Source organism: Rhizobium sp. FG96, from assembly GCF_057808655.1.
The window spans coordinates 217,638-237,046 of record NZ_JBMDIL010000008.1; the positions used below are offsets into that span (position 1 = coordinate 217,638).

A 19,409-nucleotide genomic window follows, 5' to 3' on the forward strand; every position below is an offset into this window, starting at 1 on the left:
AAACCCCTTGACCGAAGCGATTTCCCTGTCCATGTCGGAGAACCGGCAATCTGCAAGCGGCAAGTATTGCGCTCATCCTCCCGCCGGGCGCGGTAGTTTTTAGAGAATCATCATGAATGTAGTCCTGGTAGAATCGCCTGCGAAGGCAAAGACGATCAACAAGTATCTGGGTCCTGGATACAAGGTGCTCGCCTCCTTCGGTCATGTTCGCGATCTGCCTGCAAAGGACGGATCGGTTCTGCCCGATCAGGATTTCGAAATGCTGTGGGAGGTCGATGGGGCATCGGCCAAGCGTATGAAGGATATTGCCGATGCGGTGAAATCCTCCGACGGCCTGTTCCTGGCGACCGACCCTGATCGCGAAGGCGAAGCGATCTCCTGGCATGTCCTCGACATGCTCAACAAGAAGAAGGTGCTCGGCGGCAAGACCGTCAAGCGCGTGGTCTTCAACGCCATTACCAAGAAGGCCGTTCTCGATGCGATGGCCGAGCCGCGCGATATCGACGTGCCGCTGGTCGACGCCTATCTGGCGCGCCGCGCTCTCGACTATCTCGTTGGCTTCAACCTGTCGCCGGTTCTGTGGCGCAAGCTGCCGGGCGCCCGTTCGGCCGGCCGCGTGCAGTCGGTTGCGCTGCGCCTCGTCTGCGACCGTGAATCCGAGATCGAGCGCTTCATCTCGGAAGAATACTGGAACATCTCGGCGCTGCTGAAGACGCCGCGCGGTGACGAATTCGAAGCCAGGCTGGTGGCTGCCGACGGCAAGCGCCTGCAGGCCCGCTCGATCGGCAACGGCGAAGACGCCGGCAGGCTGAAGGCCCTGCTCGACGGCGCCTCCTATGTCGTCGACAGCGTCGAAGCGAAGCCCGTCAAGCGCAACCCGTCACCACCCTTCACAACCTCGACCCTGCAGCAGGCCGCATCCTCGAAGCTCGGCTTCTCGGCATCGCGCACCATGCAGGTGGCGCAGAAGCTTTATGAAGGCGTCGATATCGGCGGCGAGACCGTCGGTCTCATTACCTATATGCGTACCGACGGCGTGCAGATGGCGCCCGAGGCGATCGATGCGGCACGTGCCGCCATCCTCGACCAGTTCGGCAACCGCTACGTTCCAGACAAGGCCCGCATCTATTCGACCAAGGCGAAGAACGCCCAGGAAGCCCACGAAGCGATCCGACCGACCGACTTCAACCGATCGCCGGACCAGGTGCGCAAGTATCTGGATGCCGATCAGATCCGGCTCTACGACCTGATCTGGAAGCGCGGCATCGCCAGCCAGATGGCATCGGCCGAAATCGAGCGCACCACAGCCGAGATTACCGCCGAGAACGGTGGCCAGAAGGCCGGGCTGCGCGCCGTCGGCTCCGTCATCCGCTTCGACGGCTTCATCGCTGCCTATACGGACCAGAAGGAAGACGGCGAACAGAGCGACGACAACGACGACGAAGATGGCCGCCTGCCGGAGATCAATGCCCGCGAAAACCTCGCGAAGCAGAAGATCAACTCGACACAGCATTTCACCGAGCCACCGCCGCGCTATTCGGAAGCCTCGCTGATCAAGAAGATGGAAGAGCTCGGCATCGGCCGCCCGTCCACCTATGCAGCGACGCTCGCCACTCTTCGCGACCGCGAATATGTGACGATCGACAAGCGCAAGCTGATCCCGCATTCCAAGGGCCGGCTGGTGACGGCTTTCCTCGAAAGCTTCTTCACCAAGTATGTCGAGTACGATTTCACCGCCGATCTCGAAGAGAAGCTCGACCGGATCTCTGCCGGCGAACTGAACTGGAAGCAGGTTCTGCGCGATTTCTGGCAGGACTTCTTCTCGCAGATCGAAGACACCAAGGAACTGCGCGTCACCAACGTGCTGGACTCGCTGAATGAATCGCTGGCGCCGCTGGTGTTTCCGAAGCGCGAGGACGGCAGCGATCCGCGCATCTGCCAGGTTTGCGGCACTGGCAACCTGTCGCTGAAGCTCGGCAAGTACGGCGCCTTCGTCGGCTGCTCGAACTATCCGGAATGCAACTACACCCGCCAGCTCTCCTCGGAGAACAATGGCGAGGGCGAAGGCACGGCGCTGAACGAGCCGAAGAACCTCGGCACCGACCCGACCACCGGCGAAGAGCTGACGCTGCGTTCGGGCCGTTTCGGACCCTATATCCAGCGCGGCGACGGCAAGGAAGCCAAGCGCTCCTCGCTGCCGAAGGGCTGGAAGCCTGAGGATATCGATTACGAAAAGGCGATGGCCCTGATCTCGCTGCCGCGCGATATCGGCAAGCATCCCGAGACCGGCAAGATGATTTCCTCCGGCATCGGCCGCTACGGACCGTTCCTGCTGCATGACGGCAGCTACGCCAATCTCGAGACCGTCGAGGACGTGTTCTCGGTCGGTCTCAACCGCGCCGTGACCGTGATCGCTGAGAAGGCAAGCAAGGGTCCGGGCGGGCGTACACGCGGCACACCGGCTGCACTGAAGGAGCTCGGCGATCACCCCGATGGCGGACCGATCACCGTGCGCGACGGCAAATACGGTCCCTACGTCAACTGGGGCAAGGTCAACGCGACGCTGCCGAAGGGCAAGGATCCGCAGGCGATCACCGTCGAGGAAGCCCTGGAGCTGATCACCGCCAAGGCCGGCAAGGCACCGGCTGCGAAGGGCAAGGCCAAAGCGAAGACGGCCGCCGCCGAAGGCAAGGCGACCAAGACCGCCGCCAAACCGAAGGCTGCTGCGAAGCCCAAGGCCGCAGCAAAGCCGAAGGCTGCCGCCAAGACGACGAAGGCCAAGGCGCCGGCGAAAACGAAAAAGAGCTGAGTGTGAGCAAGATACCGCGCGAGAAGACTAGGGGCACGGGCAAGCGTCCGGGCAAGATCGGCCGCGCGGGCAACGATGCCCCCGCCGAAGAAGCAAAGATCACGCCCGGCGCCATGCCGTCGCGCGAGGTGATCCTGCGTTTCATCGCCGACCATCCGCAAAAGGCCTCGAAGCGCGAAATCGCCAAGGCATTCGGCCTGAAGGGCGATACGCGCGTCGAGCTCAAGCATCTGCTGCGCGACCTCGAGCAAGAGGGCATGCTGCAGAAGACCCGCAAGTCGCTGATCCGGCCGGGCGCCCTGCCCCCGGTCACCGTGCTCGACATCACCACCCGCGACAAGGACGGCGAGTTGATCGGCCGCCCGGCCGAATGGCCTGACGATCAGGGCGTGGCGCCTGCCGTCGCGATCCGCCAGACTTCGCCTGCGGGACGCCAGGGCAAGGGCAAAGCGCCCGTCGCCGGGATGGGCGACCGGGTTCTTGCGAAGATCTTTCCGGCTGCCGACCGCGGCGGCCCGGCCTATACGGCGCGCATCATCAAGGTTCTCGACAAGCGTCGCGGCGCCAGCATGGGCGTGTTCCGCACGGCCCCCGGTGGCGCCGGTCGCCTGCTGCCGATCGAACGGCGCGGCGAGGAGATGGTGATCGACCCTGATTATACCGGCGGCGCCAAGGACGGCGACCTGGTCGAGGTCGAAATCGCAAGGCTCGGCCGTTTCGGCCTGCCGCGCGCCAAGGTGCTCTCGGTCGTCGGTTCGGTCGGTTCCGAAAAGGCGATCTCGATGATCGCGATCCATGCCCATGGCATTCCGAATGTCTTCCCGCAGGCTGTCATCGACGAGGCGGAGGCTGCCAAGCCCGCCTCGATGTCGCATCGCGAGGACTGGCGCGACGTGCCGCTGATCACCATCGATCCGGCGGACGCCAAGGACCATGACGACGCCGTCTACGCCGAAGCCGACCCCTCGCCTGACAATGCCGACGGCGTGATCGTCACCGTGGCGATTGCCGACGTCTCCTATTACGTCCGGCCGAAATCGCAGCTCGATCGTGAAGCGCTGAAGCGCGGCAACTCCGTATATTTCCCGGATCGCGTCGTGCCGATGCTGCCGGAGCGGATTTCCAACGACCTCTGCTCGCTGCGCGAAGGCGTCGACCGGCCGGCGCTGGCCGTGCGCATGGTGTTCTCGAAGGAAGGCCGCAAGATCGGCCACACCTTCCACCGCATCATGATGAAGAGTGCTGCAAAGCTCTCCTACCAGCAGGCGCAGGCGGCGATCGACGGCAAGCCCGACGACAAGACCGGCCCGATGCTGGAGCCGATCCTGAAGCCGCTGTGGAATGCCTACGCGGTGATGACGCGCGGCCGCGACCGGCGCCAGCCGCTTGAGCTCGACATGCCCGAGCGCAAGATCCTGCTGAAGAGTGACGGCACCGTCGACCGCGTCTTCGTGCCGCCGCGGCTCGACGCGCACAAGCTCATCGAAGAGATGATGATCCAGGCGAACGTTTCGGCTGCCGAGACGCTGGAGAAGAAGAAGCAGGTTCTGATCTATCGTGTGCATGACGGCCCCACGCTTGCCAAGCAGGAGGTCCTGCGCGAGTTCCTGGCGACGCTCGGCATTTCGCTCGCCAAGGGCGGCAACATGCGTGCCAACAATTTCAACGGCATCCTGGCGAAGGCCGAGGGTACCCCGCATCAGACGATGGTCAACGAGATGGTGCTGCGCTCGCAAAGCCAGGCGATCTACAGCCCCGAGAATATCGGGCATTTCGGCCTGAACCTGATGAAATACGCGCATTTCACCTCGCCGATCCGCCGCTACGCCGACCTGATCGTCCATCGCGCCTTGGTCGGCTCGCTGGGCTTTGGCGAAGGCGGGATTACGCCCGAGGAAGAGGCCGCGCTCGACGATATCGCCGCCGAAATCTCGACCTTCGAGCGCCGCGCCATGGCCGCCGAGCGCGAGACCGTCGACCGCCTGATCGCCCATCACCTTGCCGGCCGCGTCGGCGAGGAATTCGAGGGCCGCGTTTCCGGCGTGACCAAGTCGGGACTATTTGTCGCCCTGCCGGAGTATGGAGCAGACGGCTTCATCCCTATATCTACTCTGGGCCAGGACTATTTCATCTATGACGAGGCGCATCAGGCCTTGTCGGGTGAGAAGACCGGGCTCGGTTACCGGCTTGGCGACAGCGTGACGGTGAAGCTTGCGGAAGCCATTCCGCTTGCAGGCGCGCTGCGCTTCGAGATGGTCAGCGAAGGCCGCGCCATGCCGACGGCAGTGCGCTCCTTCCACAAGGCCGGCCGCCGCGACAACCGCATGGCCGCCCGCAAGAAGGTCGGCACGAGACCGCCGAGAGGCCGGCGCTAGAAACGCCAGAGGAAAGAGCGATGACGACGCCTGCACAGGAACAGCCGATCCAATATGGCGGAAGCGACGCTTCCGAACGCCCGCTTGGCCGCTCCATCATGCGCGGCATGCTGAACAAGTGCCCGCATTGCGGCAGCGGCAAGCTGTTCCGCGCCTTTCTGAAGCCGGTCGACAATTGCGCGGCCTGCGGCGAAGCGATGCATCATCACCGCTCCGACGACCTGCCGCCCTATCTGACGATCTTCGTGATCGGCCACGTCGTTCTCGGCGGCTACATGCTGACCGATCTCGTCTGGCCGCTGCCGATGTGGCTCACCTTCGCCATCTGGGCGCCGGTGACGCTGCTTTCCGCCCTCCTGATCATCCAGCCGATCAAGGGCGGCGTCATCGGCCTGCAATGGGCGCTGCGCCTGCATGGTTTCGGCGGCCATAGCGACGATCACGACGTCTACGAGATCCCCGGCCGCGACCAGCCGTAAGCGGCATCGCGGCGACCTTCACCGTCCAGACATAATTCGCTTGTATTGGGCAACGCTCACCAACTGTGCGGGCGGCTTTTGCTGCGCGCATATGTTCTCCGGCGAATAAAATGGTGCGCGTTTTCTTGACCGATCTGACGTTCGACTATTCGATCTATTGCATTCTGCGCCGGACTTCCCGTAAAGCTCTGCCCGTCACCTGGTTTTGGCATCTCTGTGCCCTTCTATGTGGCACGAGACGGGCGATTCGTTTCAGTCATTCAAGGATGGATATATGTCTCAGCCGAGAAACGGCACGCCGGGCGATGTTGAAGAAATCCATTGGCCGTCGCTGGTTGCCGCCGTCTCGTCGATCTCTGCTGTCGGCATAGCGATCGGACTCGGACTGCCGCTGCTCTCCATCATTCTCGAGAAGCGCGGCGTTGCCTCCACTCTTATCGGACTCAACACGGCGATGGCCGGCGTGGCCGCCATGGCTGCGGCACCAGTGACCACCAAGCTCGCCCATAAATACGGCGTCGCCTCCACCATGCTCTGGGCGGTGGTGATCTCGGCGCTCAGCGCCATCGGCTTCTACTATGCCCAAGAATTCTGGATGTGGTTCCCGCTGCGCTTTGCCTTCCATGGCGCGACGACGACGCTGTTCATCCTCTCCGAGTTCTGGATCAACGCCGCATCGCCGCCGACGAAACGCGGCTTCGTGCTCGGTATATACGCGACTGTGCTATCGTTGGGGTTTGCCGCCGGGCCCCTGCTCTTCTCGATCCTCGGCAGCGACGGCGTCTTGCCCTTTGCCGTGGGCGCCGTGGCCATCCTGCTTGCCGCCATCCCGATCTTCGTTGCCCGTAACGAGAGCCCGGTGCTCGAAGAGAAGCCGGAGCTGCATTTCATGCGCTACGTCTTCCTGGTGCCGAGCGCGACGGCTGCCGTCTTCATCTTCGGCGCGGTCGAGGCCGGTGGCCTGGCGCTTTTCCCGATCTATGCGACGCGCGCCGCCTTTACCGAATCGCAGGCCGCCCTGCTGCTGACTGTCATGGGAATCGGCAACGTCATCTTCCAGATCCCCGTCGGGCTTCTTTCCGACCGCATGAAGGACAAGCGGCCGTTGTTGGCGGCTATGGCCACAATGGGCCTGATAGGCTCGCTGATGCTGCCCCTGCTCGTTCATAGCTGGGCGATGATGGCGGGCGTGCTGCTCTTCTGGGGCGGCTGTGTGGCCGGTCTCTATACGGTTGGTCTCAGCCACCTGGGCTCGCGCCTGACGGGTTCGGATCTAGCGGCTGCCAATGCCGCCTTCGTCTTCTGTTACGCCGTCGGCACCGTTGCCGGTCCACAGGTTATCGGCGCGGCCATCGATGTCGCCGGGAATAACGGTTTTGCCTGGGCAATTGCCGGTTTCTTCGGGATATATGCGGTGCTTTCAAGCATAAGACTGCTTTTCATTAGAAAGCGGGGTTGACTTTTCGGGCGGGATTCGTAGTTTCGCGCCAGAATTTGCCGTGGAGCCCATCCGGCTTGCCACGGCTTTCATTTTATTAAAGGCAGGACGACCATGGCCAAGGCTACCACAATCAAGATCAAGCTGCTGTCGACGGCCGACACCGGTTTCTTCTACGTCACGACGAAGAACAGCCGTACGATGACGGACAAGATGACGAAGACCAAGTACGACCCGATTGCTAAGAAGCATGTCGAGTTCAAGGAAACCAAGATCAAGTAATCCTTGATCCCTGGGTTTTAAAAAGGCGCGCGCCCAACGGCTGCGCGCCTTTTTCGTTTTAGGGTCTCTCATCGCGGGAAATGTTAGCGCAAACAAAAACGCCGCCCTACCGATCTATCGGCAAGGGCGGCGTTTTTACGAAAGGGGGTCGGCCAGCAAGCAACGCGGCACGAGGAACCGCTTAAGGTTGCGAACTAGCCGACCGACCCCACGACCCAGGAGATGCGGCGGACCTGAGCATCATGGGGTATCTCGGCCTCCCGGTTCCGGGAGCGCTTTTCTTATGGCTCGATAATTTGCCCGAAAATGAAAGAAAATCAACAAATTCTTAATGATTGGATTTCTTAGCTTGCTTCTATGGTTAAAAGTCCAATTTTGGGGCAGGCCCGAAAACAACGAATCACGTTTCTTTACTTGATGAAGAAAAACGCGATTGAATATAACCATAAATATACATCAGTACAATTATGGCGATCTTCCGTTACGTCAGGCGGACGCGTTACATCTCGCCGAATAGTAATACCACGATAACTCTATAAATTGCGGCAGCTATGCTTTACACGCGATACTTAGATTGATTCTATTCGTGAAAATGAGCACAAATTACCCTCAAATTGGACGATCGGGCGCTCTCTCCATTTTTGGGGTATTTGGTTGAAAACCGCCCGGCGCTTTGGCGGCTGCATCATTAAAATTTGTTAATCTTTCGCCGCCACCAGTGGAAACTGAGGATAACCTACGCGGCAAAGGCGCTCCGGCGTCAGGCCGCTGCAGCAACGACTCGGTTGCGGCCAGTATTCTTCGCTTCATAAAGCGCGAGATCGGCCTGCTTCATCAGCTGATCGGGCGTCAGTACGTTCGACAGACGAGAGGCGATACCGAAGGACGCGGTGACTTTCAACTCTTCGCCGGTTGACTTCAGCGTGAAGCCGCTGGTCTCGACCGATGCACGCAGGCGCTCGGCAACGGCGGCAGCCACCTCCGGCGAGGTATCGGGCATGATGATGACAAATTCCTCGCCGCCGTAGCGGCAGGCGAGATCGGCGCCGCGCACCGTGGAGCGGATGCGGTTGGCGAATTCCTTGAGCACCTCGTCGCCGGCATCGTGACCGTAGGTGTCGTTCACCTGCTTGAAGCGGTCGATATCGGTGATCAGCACCGAGAGCGGCTTGCCGCGCGCCATCGAGCGGTTGAACAGCACGTTCAGGTGATTATCGAGATAGCGGCGATTGTTGAGGCCGGTCAGCGCATCGGTGACGGCGAGCTCGATCGTCTGCTTGACGCTGGCGCGCAGGCGGTCGTTAAAGCGCTTGCGGCGGATCTGCGTCAGGCTGCGGGCGACCAGCTCGTTCGGGTCCAGCGGGCGGACGATATAATCGTTGACCCCGAGATCGAGCGCCCGGATGACCATCTCGTCATCGCCCTGATCGGTGACGATCAGGATAGGCAGGAAGCGCGTGCGCTCCAGCGAACGGAACTGCGAGCAGAGGCGCAGCGGATCGTAGTCGTCGAAATTGGTATTGACGATGACGAGTTCGAAGGCGTTTTCCGCGGCTTCGAAGAGCGCCGCCTGCGGATCCGAGATTGCCGTAATGTCGGCGATCGGCTTCAGCGTCCTGATGATGCGTTCCTGGGAATTGGCGCGGCCATCGACGAGGAGGACCTGCCCTGCATCCTCGGCACGCCCCTCGCCTGTCCGCAAGAGATCGTCGATCCCCATGGTCTGCGCAGTCTCGGCACGGATGCGCAGTTCGTCGCTCAGCGTCTTCAGGCGCAGCAGGCTTTTCACCCGCGAGATCAGCTGCAGATCGTTGACCGGCTTGGTCAGGAAGTCGTCGGCACCGGCCTTCAGGCCGCGGACGCGGTCGGCCGGCTGATCGAGCGCGGTGACCATGACGACGGGAATATGCGAGGTCTTCTGGTTGGCCTTCAGCCGCTCGCAGACCTCGAAGCCGTTGAGGCCCGGCATCATCACGTCGAGAAGAATGATATCGACCTGATTGCGCTCGCAGATCGCCAGCGCCTCATAGCCGTCGGCAGCCGTCAGGACATCGAAATACTCCGCGACCAGCCGCGCTTCGAGCAGCTTCACGTTTGCCGGAATATCGTCAACAACCAGAATGCGCGCAGTCATAGGCTTCTTTCCGATGCGCTAGGCATCGCCGAGATAGGTCTTGATCGTTTCGATGAATTTCGGGACGGAGATCGGTTTTGAGACATAGGCCTCGCAACCGCCCTGGCGGATACGCTCCTCATCGCCCTTCATCGCAAAGGCGGTAACGGCGATGACGGGAATGACGTGCAGCTCGTCGTCTTCCTTCAGCCACTTGGTCACCTCAAGCCCGGAAACTTCCGGCAGCTGGATGTCCATCAGGATCAGGTCCGGACGATGTTTGCGAGCAAGATCAAGCGCTTCCATGCCATTTCGGGTCTGGATCGTGGTATATCCGGATGCCTCGATCAGGTCGCGAAAGAGCTTCATGTTGAGCTCGTTATCTTCTACAATCATCACCTGTTTGGGCATGGCAAGCTCGTTCCTATGTTCCGTCCCTGCAAATGTCCGCCTGACGTGAAGCGACATGCGAACGCGCGGCTCGACGAAACCGATAGCGGCAAGCTACCGGTATTTGGTTGAAAAAAAGGTAACTTACCCAGCGAAATGCAAAGCAACTTCAAGACTTCGAAACAACTCGCCAGAGATCCGCATGAAACGGCGATTGCCGTACTTGGCTGGCTCGCCAACGAACCCGACATGTTCTCGCGCTTCCTGGCGCTGACAGGCGTCGAGCCGGTGCAGGTGCGCAACGCCATCAACGATCCGGGCTTCCTCTCGGGCATGCTCGATTTCGTCATGCAGCACGAGCCGACCGCCATGGCTTTCTGCCAGGCCACCGAGACACCGCCGGAAGCGCTGACGGCTGCCTGGCAGCACTTCTCGTCGCCAGGCCTCGATTCCTGGCAGTATTGACGCCGATGCTGATCAACGGTCTCGACACATCCCATGTACGCCTCGGCGACAGGCCGCTGATCGTCTGCGATGTCGACGACGTCGTCTTGCAGTTCATCGTGCCGTTCGAGCGCTTTCTGGTCAGCGAGGGCTACCGGCTGGTGCCGCGCTCCTTCAAGCTGCATGGGAATATCGAGACGGCGGATGGCGCGCCAGCCGATGACGTGACAGTCAGCCGCTTGATCGAGACCTTTTTCGAGCGGCAGGAAGACTGGCAGGCGCCGTTGGCGCTTGCGGGGGAGAGCCTCGCCGCGCTGTCTGCGACAGCCGATATCGTTCTGCTCACGGCCATGCCGCCCGTCTATCGCGACCAGCGCCGCCGGCTGCTCGACCGGTTCGAGCTCGACTATCCGTTGCTCGCCTCGCTGCAGCCGAAGGGTCCGATTGTCAAGGCCCTGCATGGCGCCCGCGACCTGCCCCTCGTCTTCATCGACGACATGGTGCGCAACCTGCATTCCGTGCACGAGCATGTCGATAGCTGCCTGCTGCTGCATCTGATGCCGGTATCGGAGATTCATCGCTTCGCGCCCTCCGCCATGGATGGCATTGCCAAGGTTGCGGGATGGGAAGAAGCCGCCGCCCATATCGGCGAACATCTGTCGCTGCCGCCGGCCCCTGCCCGCGGCTGACTGTCTACCCCCATCGATGAAACGGCCTCAAAATGCCGTCTGATATCCAACGCCTGGCTGCTCCTCTTGTCTTGAGACTCGAAAGCTTAGAGCGTAAAGTCGCCATGTTCAACATTTGTTCCAGCGATGACTCACCCTGCGCCTGACAAGACACACGGCTTCTGTCGCGACTGCCTTGCCGAGCAGAAGGGCGAAGCGCGCCGTTGCACGGCCTGCGGCAGCCCGCGCGTCGTGCGACACAAGGAGCTCTACGGACTGACGCTGGCGCATATCGACTGCGACGCCTTCTATGCGGCTGTCGAGAAACGCGACAATCCGGAGCTTGCGGACAAGCCCGTCATCATCGGCGGCGGCAAGCGCGGTGTCGTCTCCACCGCCTGCTATATCGCCCGCATCCATGGGGTACGTTCGGCCATGCCGATGTTCAAGGCGCTCGAGGCCTGCCCGCAGGCGGTCGTCATCCGGCCTGATATGGAGAAGTACGGCAGGGTCGGCCGCGAGGTTCGCAGCATGATGCAGGAGCTGACGCCGCTGGTGCAGCCGCTGTCTATCGACGAGGCCTTCCTGGAGCTTGGCGGCACCGAGCGCCTGCACCACGATCCCCCTGCCCGCACGCTGGCGAAATTCGCCCGGCGCGTCGAAAAGGAGGTTGGCATCACCGTTTCCGTCGGTCTCTCCTATTGCAAATTCCTGGCGAAGGTCGCCTCCGACCTGCAGAAGCCGCGGGGGTTTTCGGTGATCGGCCGCGAGGAAGCGGTCGAATTTCTGGCGCCGCGCCCCGTCACCACGATCTGGGGCGTCGGCAAGGCATTTGCCGCCACGCTTGAATCCGATGGCATCCGCACGATCGGGCAGCTGCAGCAGATGGAAGAGACCGACCTGATGCGCCGCTACGGCAGCATGGGCCAGCGCCTCGCCCGTCTCTCTCGCGGCATCGATGACCGCGAGGTGCATCTGAACGAGGCGGCAAAGAGCGTCTCGGCGGAGACGACATTCTTCGAGGATATCTCGCGGCACGACGATCTGGTGCCGATCCTGCGCAATCTCTCCGAGAAGGTCTCCTGGCGGCTGAAGAAGGATGACATCGCCGGGCATACCGTGGTGCTGAAGATGAAGACCGCGGACTTCAAGCTCCGGACGCGCAACCGGCGGCTCGAAGACCCGACCCAGCTTGCCGACCGTATCTTTCGCACCGGCATCGAGCTTCTGGAGAAGGAGACCGACGGCACGAAATTCCGCCTGATCGGCATCGGCGTCAGCGATCTCTGCGATCCCGGCCGCGCCGATCCGCCCGATCTTATCGACCAGCAATCGACACGGCGGGCGGCGGCGGAAGCGGCGATGGACAAGCTGCGCGACAAGTTCGGCAAGGGCACGGTCGAGACCGGTTATACATTCGGCGGCGGCAAGCGCGAGCGCTAGACCGGTTCGACCGCGTGCAGTTCGGCGAGAACGGCTGCCTTGTTCAATGCCGCCTGCGCGTAATCCGGTACCTTTTCAAGGGCATGCGAATAGCTCTCGACGGCTTCGTCGAGACGGCCCATGCGGCGCAGGACATTGCCGCGATTGTTGAAGGCCGTGGCATAGCCGGGCGACAGGGCGATCGCCCGGTCATAGCTCGCCAGCGCCGCCTCATCGCGCTTCAGGGCCGCAAGGATGTTGCCGCAAGTGCAATGGGCGGCGGCATCTTCCAGCCGCAACGCCAGTGCCTCGGCCACCTCTGTCTGCGCCGCCTCGAACCTGCCCTGCTGCAGCAGGACCAGCGCCAGCTGATGATGGGCGGCGAAATGAGCGGGCTCGACCTCGATAACGCGGCGATAGCCTGAGGCTGCCCGATCGAGCGCGCCCTGACGGTGATCGTTGACTGCGGTATGCATCAATGTGTCGAGCTCGCTCGCATTGGCCGGCCGGCGGCGGGCGGCTTCGAGATTGGCCCAGAGGGCACGGCCCCGCGCATGATCCGGATCGGCCGCAAGGATCTGCCGGCAGCAGAGCGCTGCATTCTCCAGATCGCCCTTCGCCGCCATATGCGAGGCACGGGTGCAGACGGCATCCAGCGATCGCGGATCGAGGCGATCGCCGATATTGCGCTCCGAGACCGTCATCACCCGGCGGCGCTCGACCTGGTGCTGCTCGGCACCGAAAGTGAACTTGTAGGAGTAATCCCCGGTGCCGAAGTCATAGACACGGAAGCCGTTTTCGATCCCCCAGCGCAGGCAATAGCAATGCAGCGCAAAGCCCGGACTGTGAGACTGCGCCTCGCTATCCCGGCCGCCGATGAAGCAGTGCATCGTCTTCTTCTTATGGTCGAGATAGAGGATCTGCGCGGCAACCGCCCTGTCCTCCTCCCAGAGTACCGGCACGAAAAGCGATCCGTCATCGAGGGAACCGCGCAGCATCTTGCGGCAACCGTCGATGATCCCCGCCGCATATTCCGGCTGGCGCGCACCCCATTGCGCATTCCACATGGCGTAGAAGGTTTCGAGGTTCTGCTCGAATGTCTCTGATGTCGTGTGGGTGATGTGCATCCCGTGCTTGCCGTTCGCAAGGTCGCGCAGCGCCCATCGCGCGTTGCGGCGCGTCTTGGGGCTGAGACGGGTGCTGAGGAAGGTCTCGAAATCATCCTCCAGCGGAATATAGACATAGGCGTCGTGATCGATGTCTTCGCCGGCGTCGGTGACATGGCTGGCGCGGACCACCTTGGCCGGGACGAAATCGGCGCGTGGGAAGCTGCCGATCAGCGCCTGCAGGCGTTCATCCGAGAGATAGATCTCGTCGAGGTTCAAACGGCGCCAGTTGAAGGTCTGCAGGCTGGCGGCGAATGCCGCCATCGCGTCGCTCATCTCATCGGGCCGCGAGAGGATGCCGCTATAGACCGAGAACGGCATGCCGGCCATGTGGATGGCGTTGAAGAAGCCATGTCCGGGCTCGAAATCCAGGCGGATCTGCAGCGGCAGGAAGGCGATATAGGGCGCGCCCTCGGCCGACCTCGCGGCGAGAACATGCCAGTTGCCGCGCGTTTCGAGATAGCGCCGCATCCAGTTCCAGGACATGAAATAGTGCGATTCCGGATCGGCATCGTAGACCGCTTCCCAATCCGGACGCAGTCTGTCGAGTTCGTCGAACGCGGATACAATATCGACGTACATGGCGGGTCTCCCAACCGCTTAGCCCCGGCAGATTTGCATATATTCGATCACCCTACAATAAGCAGCCACTTGATCACTAATGCGTGAGACGCGAAGCCGGGCGGCGCGGGTCAAGCCTTCCTTAAACTTCGTTGAATATTGTCCCAGCCAAGTATTGCGTATTGGTTGGGTAACATGTTCTCGCGTATTGTTTTCGGCCTCGGCTTGCTGTCGGCGACCGCCTTGGTGAACCCTGCTCTCGCAGCAGACGCCCGGACGCTGCAAATCATCGTCTCCAAGGACAAGCAGTCGCTTGCCGTCTATGACGGCACCGAGGTCGTCGCGACCTCGAAAGTCTCGACCGGCAAGCCCGGCCATACGACGCCGAGCGGCATCTTCTCGGTGCTCGAGAAGAAGAAATATCACGAATCCAATCTCTATTCGGCTGCACCGATGCCGTGGATGCAGCGGCTGACATGGTCCGGCATTGCGCTGCACGAGTCGAATTCCGTGCCGCGCTATCCGGCCTCGCATGGCTGCGTGCGCATGCCCGCCGCCTTCGCCAAGGAACTTTACAAGATGACGGACCTCAGCGTTCCCGTCATCATCAGCAATGCGGCGGTGGTGCCCGAGCCGATCGATCATCCTTCGCTGTTCCGCCCGAATGCGCCGGAACCGGCGCTCCTGCTTTCCGACGTGCAGCTGCGCCCGGCAATCGGCAGCAGCGATGGCGAGCCGGTGCAGCTGGCGATGAATACGGTCTCAGCCTCGCTGATCCCGCCGGCTGCAGCAGCGCCTGAAAATGTCGAACCGATCCGCATCCTGATCACCCGGCGCGCCCAGCGCGAGGCGATCATCGACATCCAGACCTACCTGAACCAGCTTGGCTTCAACGCCGGCAATCCCGATGGCCTGCTCGGCCCCTCGACGGTGCAGGCGATCAATGCCTTCAAGGCCTTGCGCCCGGCGCAATTCAAGGGCGACCGGACGCTGACCAGCGATACTCTCCTAAGGGAAGTTTACGCCGCTGTCGGCAAGGGCGAACCGCCGAACGGCGTGTTGATGATCCGCCAGGATTTCAAACCGCTGTTCGAGGCGCCTGTGATCATCGACAATCCGCAGCTGGCGCTCGGCACGCATTTCTTCACGCTGCATAAGGTGGATCAGGAGAACGGCACCGCCGACTGGCTGGGCCTGACGCTCGACAACAATCTGCCTTCGCAGACGATGAAGCGGCTCGGCATCAAGACGCAGGAGGGCTCGATCATCATGGGCAGCCCGATCAACAACGCGCTGTCGCGCATCCAGATCCCCGACGAGACGCGCAAGCGTGTCGATGCCCTGCTCGCCGCCGGTTCGACGATGACCATATCCGATACCGGCATTGGCCCGGAAACCGGCGCCGGCACCGATTTCATCACCGTGACGCGTTAGACGAGCTCGACATCGATAATCCCCGGCGCGGCCCGTAATGCAGCCGCGATCTCCGGCGTGATCCGGTATTTCTGCGGCAGCGCCACCTCGACCTCGCGCTTGCCATCTTCCTTGATGACGATGAAGGACACCAGGCCGTCGCCCTTGGCATTCAGGTGCGCAGCGACCGCCTTCAGCGGACCGGAATCACGGACATAGACGCGCAGTGCCTTCTGCATCTGCAGCGATTTCTCTTCCAGCGACTGGACGGTCTGCAGGCGCAGGCTGACGCCTTCCGGGCGCTCTTCGCCGGTTGCCGTGATCACGAAGGATTTTCCGGGCTCCAGGATATCGCGATACTGGTTCAGCATTTCGGAGAACAGCACGGATTCGAACTGGCCAGACGAATCCGAGAAGACGATGATGCCCATCTTGTTGCCGGTCTTCGTCTTGCGCTCCTGCTTGGAGATTACGGTGCCGGCGAGACGCCCGTTGGCGGCACCCTGCTTCACCGCCGCCGAGAAATCCGCGAAGGTCTGGACGCGCATCTTCTGCAGCAGGCTGTTGTAGGTGTCGAGCGGATGAGCCGTCAGGTAGAAGCCGAGAACCTGGAATTCCTTGAGCAGGCGCTCCGATGCAAGCCAGGGCGAGAATGGCGGCAGCGCGATCTTCTCGGGGCCCGACGAGAGAGCGCCGCCAAAGATGTCCGACTGGCCGCTCAGCTTGTTTTCCTGGGCGCGCTGCGCATAGCCGAGAACGCGGTCGAGACCGGCCGAAAGCTGGGCACGATCGATATTGAAGCAATCGAAGGCACCGGCATAGATCAGGCTTTCCAGCACGCGGCGGTTCACCTGGCGCGGATCGATGCGCAGGCAGAAATCCTCGATGCTGGCGAAGGGCTTGTCGCCGCGGACCTGAACGATGTGCTCGACGGCGTTTTCGCCGACGCCCTTGATCGCCGCCAGCGCGTAGTAGATCCGCTGGTCGCCGGTTTCGAAATGGCGGAAGGAGGTCTGCACCGAGGGCGCGACCACCTCGATGCCGAGACGCTTGGAATCCTGGCGGAAGTCGTTGACCTTGTCGGTATTCGACATATCGAGCGTCATCGACGCGGCCAGAAACTCGACCGGATAATGCGCCTTCATATAGGCGGTCTGGTAGGAGACGATGGCGTAGGCGGCGGCGTGCGACTTGTTGAAGCCGTAGTTCGCGAACTTCGCCAGCAGTTCGAAGATGTTATCGGCCTGCGGCTTCGATACGCCGTTCTTGACGGCGCCGTCGACGAAGCGCTCGCGCTGCTGGTCCATCTCAGCCTTAATCTTCTTACCCATGGCGCGGCGCAGCAGGTCGGCCTCGCCGAGTGAATAGCCCGAGAGCACCTGGGCGATCTGCATGACCTGCTCCTGGTAGACGATAACGCCCTGGGTTTCCTTCAGCAGATAGTCGATCGTCGGATGGATCGATTCGACCTCTTCCTCGCCATGCTTGCGGGCATTGTAGGTCGGGATGTTTTCCATCGGGCCCGGACGGTACAGCGCCACCAGCGCGATGATGTCCTCGATGCAGTCGGGCTTCATGCCGATCAGCGCCTTGCGCATGCCCGCACTTTCCACCTGGAACACACCGACCGTTTCGCCGCGCGACAGCATCTCGTAGGTCAGCTTGTCGTCGAGCGGGATGGAGGCGAGATCGACCTCGATGCCCCGCTTCTTGCAGAAATCGACGGCGACCTTCAGGACGGTCAGCGTCTTCAGGCCGAGGAAGTCGAACTTCACGAGGCCGGCCTGTTCGACCCATTTCATGTTGAACTGGGTGACCGGCATATCGGAACGCGGGTCCCGATACATCGGCACCAGCTTCGACAGCGGGCGGTCGCCGATGACGATACCGGCGGCGTGCGTGGAGGCGTGGCGGTAGAGACCCTCGATCTTCTGGGCGATATCAAGGAGACGAGCGACAACCGGCTCTTTGTCGGCCTCTTCCTGGAACTTCGGATCTTCCTCGATCGCCTTGTGCAGAGGCGTCGGATTGGCCGGGTTGTTGGGCACCATCTTGCAGATCTTGTCGACCTGGCCATAGGGCATTTCGAGCACGCGGCCGACGTCGCGCAGGGCGGCGCGGGCCTGCAGCGAACCGAAAGTGATGATCTGCGCCACCTGCTCGCGACCGTATTTCTTCTGCACGTAACGGATCACCTCTTCGCGGCGATCCTGGCAGAAGTCGATATCGAAGTCCGGCATCGAGACGCGTTCCGGATTGAGGAAGCGTTCGAAGAGCAGCGAGAAGCGCAGGGGATCGACGTCGGTGATGGTCAGCGCATAGGCGACCAGCGAACCCGCACCCGAACCACGGCCCGGGCCGACGGGAATGTCATGCTGCTTGGCCCATTTGATGAAGTCCGCAACGATCAGGAAGTAGCCGGGGAACTTCATGCGCTCGATGACGCTGAGCTCGAATTCCAGCCGCTCGCGGTAATCCTTCTCTTCGTAGCCTGCCGACATGCCGAGCGTCGCGAGGCGCATATCGAGCCCCTCCTCCGCCTGGCGGCGAAGCTCCAGCGCCTCGGCGCGCTCGGCTTCCTCGGGATCGGCGGTGGCGCCGGTGAAGCGCGGCAGGATCGGCTTGCGGGTCTTCAGGACGAAGGAGCAGCGCCGGGCAATCTCGATCGTGTTCTCAAGCGCCTCCGGCAAATCGGCAAAGAGCTTCGCCATCTCGGCGCGGCTCTTCAGGTAATGGTCCGGCGTCAGGCGGAAGCGGCTGTCGTCGGAAACGATGGCGTTATGGGCAACCGCCATCAGCGCGTCATGCGCGTCGTAGTCGTCGCGCGTCGGGAAGAAGGCCTCGTTGGTGGCGACCAGCGGCAGGTCGTGCTCGTAGGCGAGACCGATGATCTTCTGCTCATGGCGCTTGTCGTAAGTGCCGTGGCGCTGCAACTCGACATAGAGCCGGTCACCGAACAGTGACTTCAGCGTCAGCAGCCGCGATACGGCCGGCGCCAGGTGCCCCTGCTTGAGGGCCATATCGACCGGGCCGCTGAGCGAACCCGTCAGCGCGATCAGGCCTTCTGTGCCCGCCTCTTCCAGCCAGGACGAGCGAATGTGGATCGCCTGCCCGTCCTCGCCACCGAGATAGGCGCGGCTGACGAGATCGACGAGACGCTCGTAGCCATCATCGCTGGCGGCAAGGACGACGATCGACGGGAGCTTACCCATCATCTGCTGGCCGCCGCGCTTCTCGATTTCCAGGCCGTCTTCCATGTCGATCGACAGCTGGCAACCGATGATCGGCTGAAGGCCTTCGTCCATGGCTTTCTGCGAGAATTCGAGCGCGACGAACAGGTTGTTCGTATCGGTGATGGCGATCGCCGGCTGGCTATCGCCCGCAGCCTTGTAGAGAACCTTCTTCAGCGGCAGCGCGCCCTCGAGCAGCGAATAGGCCGAGTGCACGCGCAGATGAACGAAGCCCGGCGTCCCGCCGATAAATCCGCTCTCTGTTTCCGCCATGACACGTCCCTTCAATCGCCCGTATGAATCGGCGCCATTGTCGGTCGTGGCCGTGGAGATGTCCAGAAGAAGACCCCGCCTTGAACCGCATGGCAGCCATGCGGTCCCCTGAAAAATTACATCGCCATCAGGATCAGCGAGAAGCTGGCAACGAACATTGCGATGGAGGTGAATGCTGCGACGTCACGGATCATGTCAGTCATTTGGCTCTCCTTTACTCGTTATGTTTTTAGTTTGTTCCACTCTTGTTCTTTCGTCAACAGGAATCTTTTCCGTTTGGTTAACGCGCGTCCGGGAGCGTTCGCCCACCTATCCCAGCCGGCGGCAATCGCTATGTTCTCTATTT

At 61.8% G+C, this 19,409-nt stretch carries 13 protein-coding genes; 9 read left to right on the plus strand and 4 right to left on the minus strand.

What is annotated here, in order from left to right; genetic code table 11:
• Positions 1 to 112: 112 nt before the first annotated feature.
• The 5 genes from topA (at position 113) to rpmG (ending at position 7,383) form a co-directional block, all read left to right on the plus strand.
• A complete protein-coding gene (gene topA / locus ACODR6_RS18135) occupies positions 113 to 2,809 on the plus strand; it encodes a type I DNA topoisomerase (RefSeq protein WP_489023387.1) in 2,697 nt (898 codons plus the stop codon).
• Between the two features lie 2 nt (positions 2,810 to 2,811).
• The gene (gene rnr / locus ACODR6_RS18140; RefSeq protein ID WP_489023388.1) at positions 2,812 to 5,184 is read left to right on the plus strand and encodes a ribonuclease R; all 2,373 of its coding nucleotides are present in this window, start codon (positions 2,812 to 2,814) and stop codon (positions 5,182 to 5,184) included.
• Between the two features lie 20 nt (positions 5,185 to 5,204).
• Positions 5,205 to 5,663: a DUF983 domain-containing protein gene (locus ACODR6_RS18145; protein ID WP_112720453.1), complete on the plus strand. Its 459-nt coding sequence runs from the start codon at positions 5,205 to 5,207 to the stop codon at positions 5,661 to 5,663.
• Between the two features lie 274 nt (positions 5,664 to 5,937).
• Positions 5,938 to 7,122 carry an MFS transporter gene (locus ACODR6_RS18150; protein WP_112720489.1) on the plus strand — a complete coding sequence of 395 codons (1,185 nt, stop codon included), beginning with the start codon at positions 5,938 to 5,940 and terminating at the stop codon, positions 7,120 to 7,122.
• A 93-nt stretch (positions 7,123 to 7,215) separates the two neighbouring features.
• Entirely contained in the window at positions 7,216 to 7,383 is a 168-nt protein-coding gene (gene rpmG, locus ACODR6_RS18155; protein ID WP_003587245.1) for a 50S ribosomal protein L33, read from the plus strand.
• A gap of 760 nt (positions 7,384 to 8,143) precedes the next feature.
• On the opposite strand, the gene ACODR6_RS18160 is transcribed toward rpmG, so the two are convergent.
• Together ACODR6_RS18160 and ACODR6_RS18165 are read right to left on the minus strand one after the other, a co-directional pair.
• Complete coding sequence (locus ACODR6_RS18160) at positions 8,144 to 9,517, minus strand: PleD family two-component system response regulator (protein ID WP_489023391.1); 1,374 nt, start codon at positions 9,515 to 9,517, stop codon at positions 8,144 to 8,146.
• Positions 9,518 to 9,535: 18 nt separating this feature from the next.
• Positions 9,536 to 9,907, minus strand: coding sequence for a response regulator (locus ACODR6_RS18165; protein ID WP_003547430.1), 372 nt, complete (start codon positions 9,905 to 9,907; stop codon positions 9,536 to 9,538).
• Between the two features lie 135 nt (positions 9,908 to 10,042).
• Here ACODR6_RS18165 and ACODR6_RS18170 point away from each other — a divergent pair, with 135 nt between their 5' ends.
• From ACODR6_RS18170 to ACODR6_RS18180, 3 genes are all read left to right on the plus strand, one after another.
• On the plus strand, positions 10,043 to 10,351 hold the full coding sequence (locus ACODR6_RS18170) for a DUF3572 domain-containing protein (RefSeq protein ID WP_489023393.1): 309 nt from the start codon (positions 10,043 to 10,045) through the stop codon (positions 10,349 to 10,351).
• Positions 10,352 to 10,356: 5 nt separating this feature from the next.
• Positions 10,357 to 11,019 carry a hypothetical protein gene (locus ACODR6_RS18175; protein WP_489023395.1) on the plus strand — a complete coding sequence of 221 codons (663 nt, stop codon included), beginning with the start codon at positions 10,357 to 10,359 and terminating at the stop codon, positions 11,017 to 11,019.
• A 126-nt stretch (positions 11,020 to 11,145) separates the two neighbouring features.
• Complete coding sequence (locus ACODR6_RS18180) at positions 11,146 to 12,441, plus strand: DNA polymerase IV (protein WP_112720457.1); 1,296 nt, start codon at positions 11,146 to 11,148, stop codon at positions 12,439 to 12,441.
• Here ACODR6_RS18180 and ACODR6_RS18185 read toward each other — a convergent pair.
• Positions 12,438 to 14,168, minus strand: a complete 1,731-nt coding sequence (locus ACODR6_RS18185; protein WP_489023397.1) for a GNAT family N-acetyltransferase — start codon at positions 14,166 to 14,168, stop codon at positions 12,438 to 12,440. The genes ACODR6_RS18180 and ACODR6_RS18185 overlap by 4 nt on opposite strands.
• Positions 14,169 to 14,342: 174 nt before the next feature.
• On the opposite strand from ACODR6_RS18185, the gene ACODR6_RS18190 reads away from it, so the two are divergent.
• Positions 14,343 to 15,581, plus strand: coding sequence for a L,D-transpeptidase family protein (locus tag ACODR6_RS18190; RefSeq protein WP_489023399.1), 1,239 nt, complete (start codon positions 14,343 to 14,345; stop codon positions 15,579 to 15,581).
• On the opposite strand, the gene dnaE is transcribed toward ACODR6_RS18190, so the two are convergent.
• On the minus strand, positions 15,578 to 19,063 hold the full coding sequence (gene dnaE / locus ACODR6_RS18195) for a DNA polymerase III subunit alpha (protein WP_489023401.1): 3,486 nt from the start codon (positions 19,061 to 19,063) through the stop codon (positions 15,578 to 15,580). The two genes, ACODR6_RS18190 and dnaE, sit on opposite strands and share 4 nt — an antisense overlap.
• Between the last annotated feature and the right edge of the window lie 346 nt (positions 19,064 to 19,409).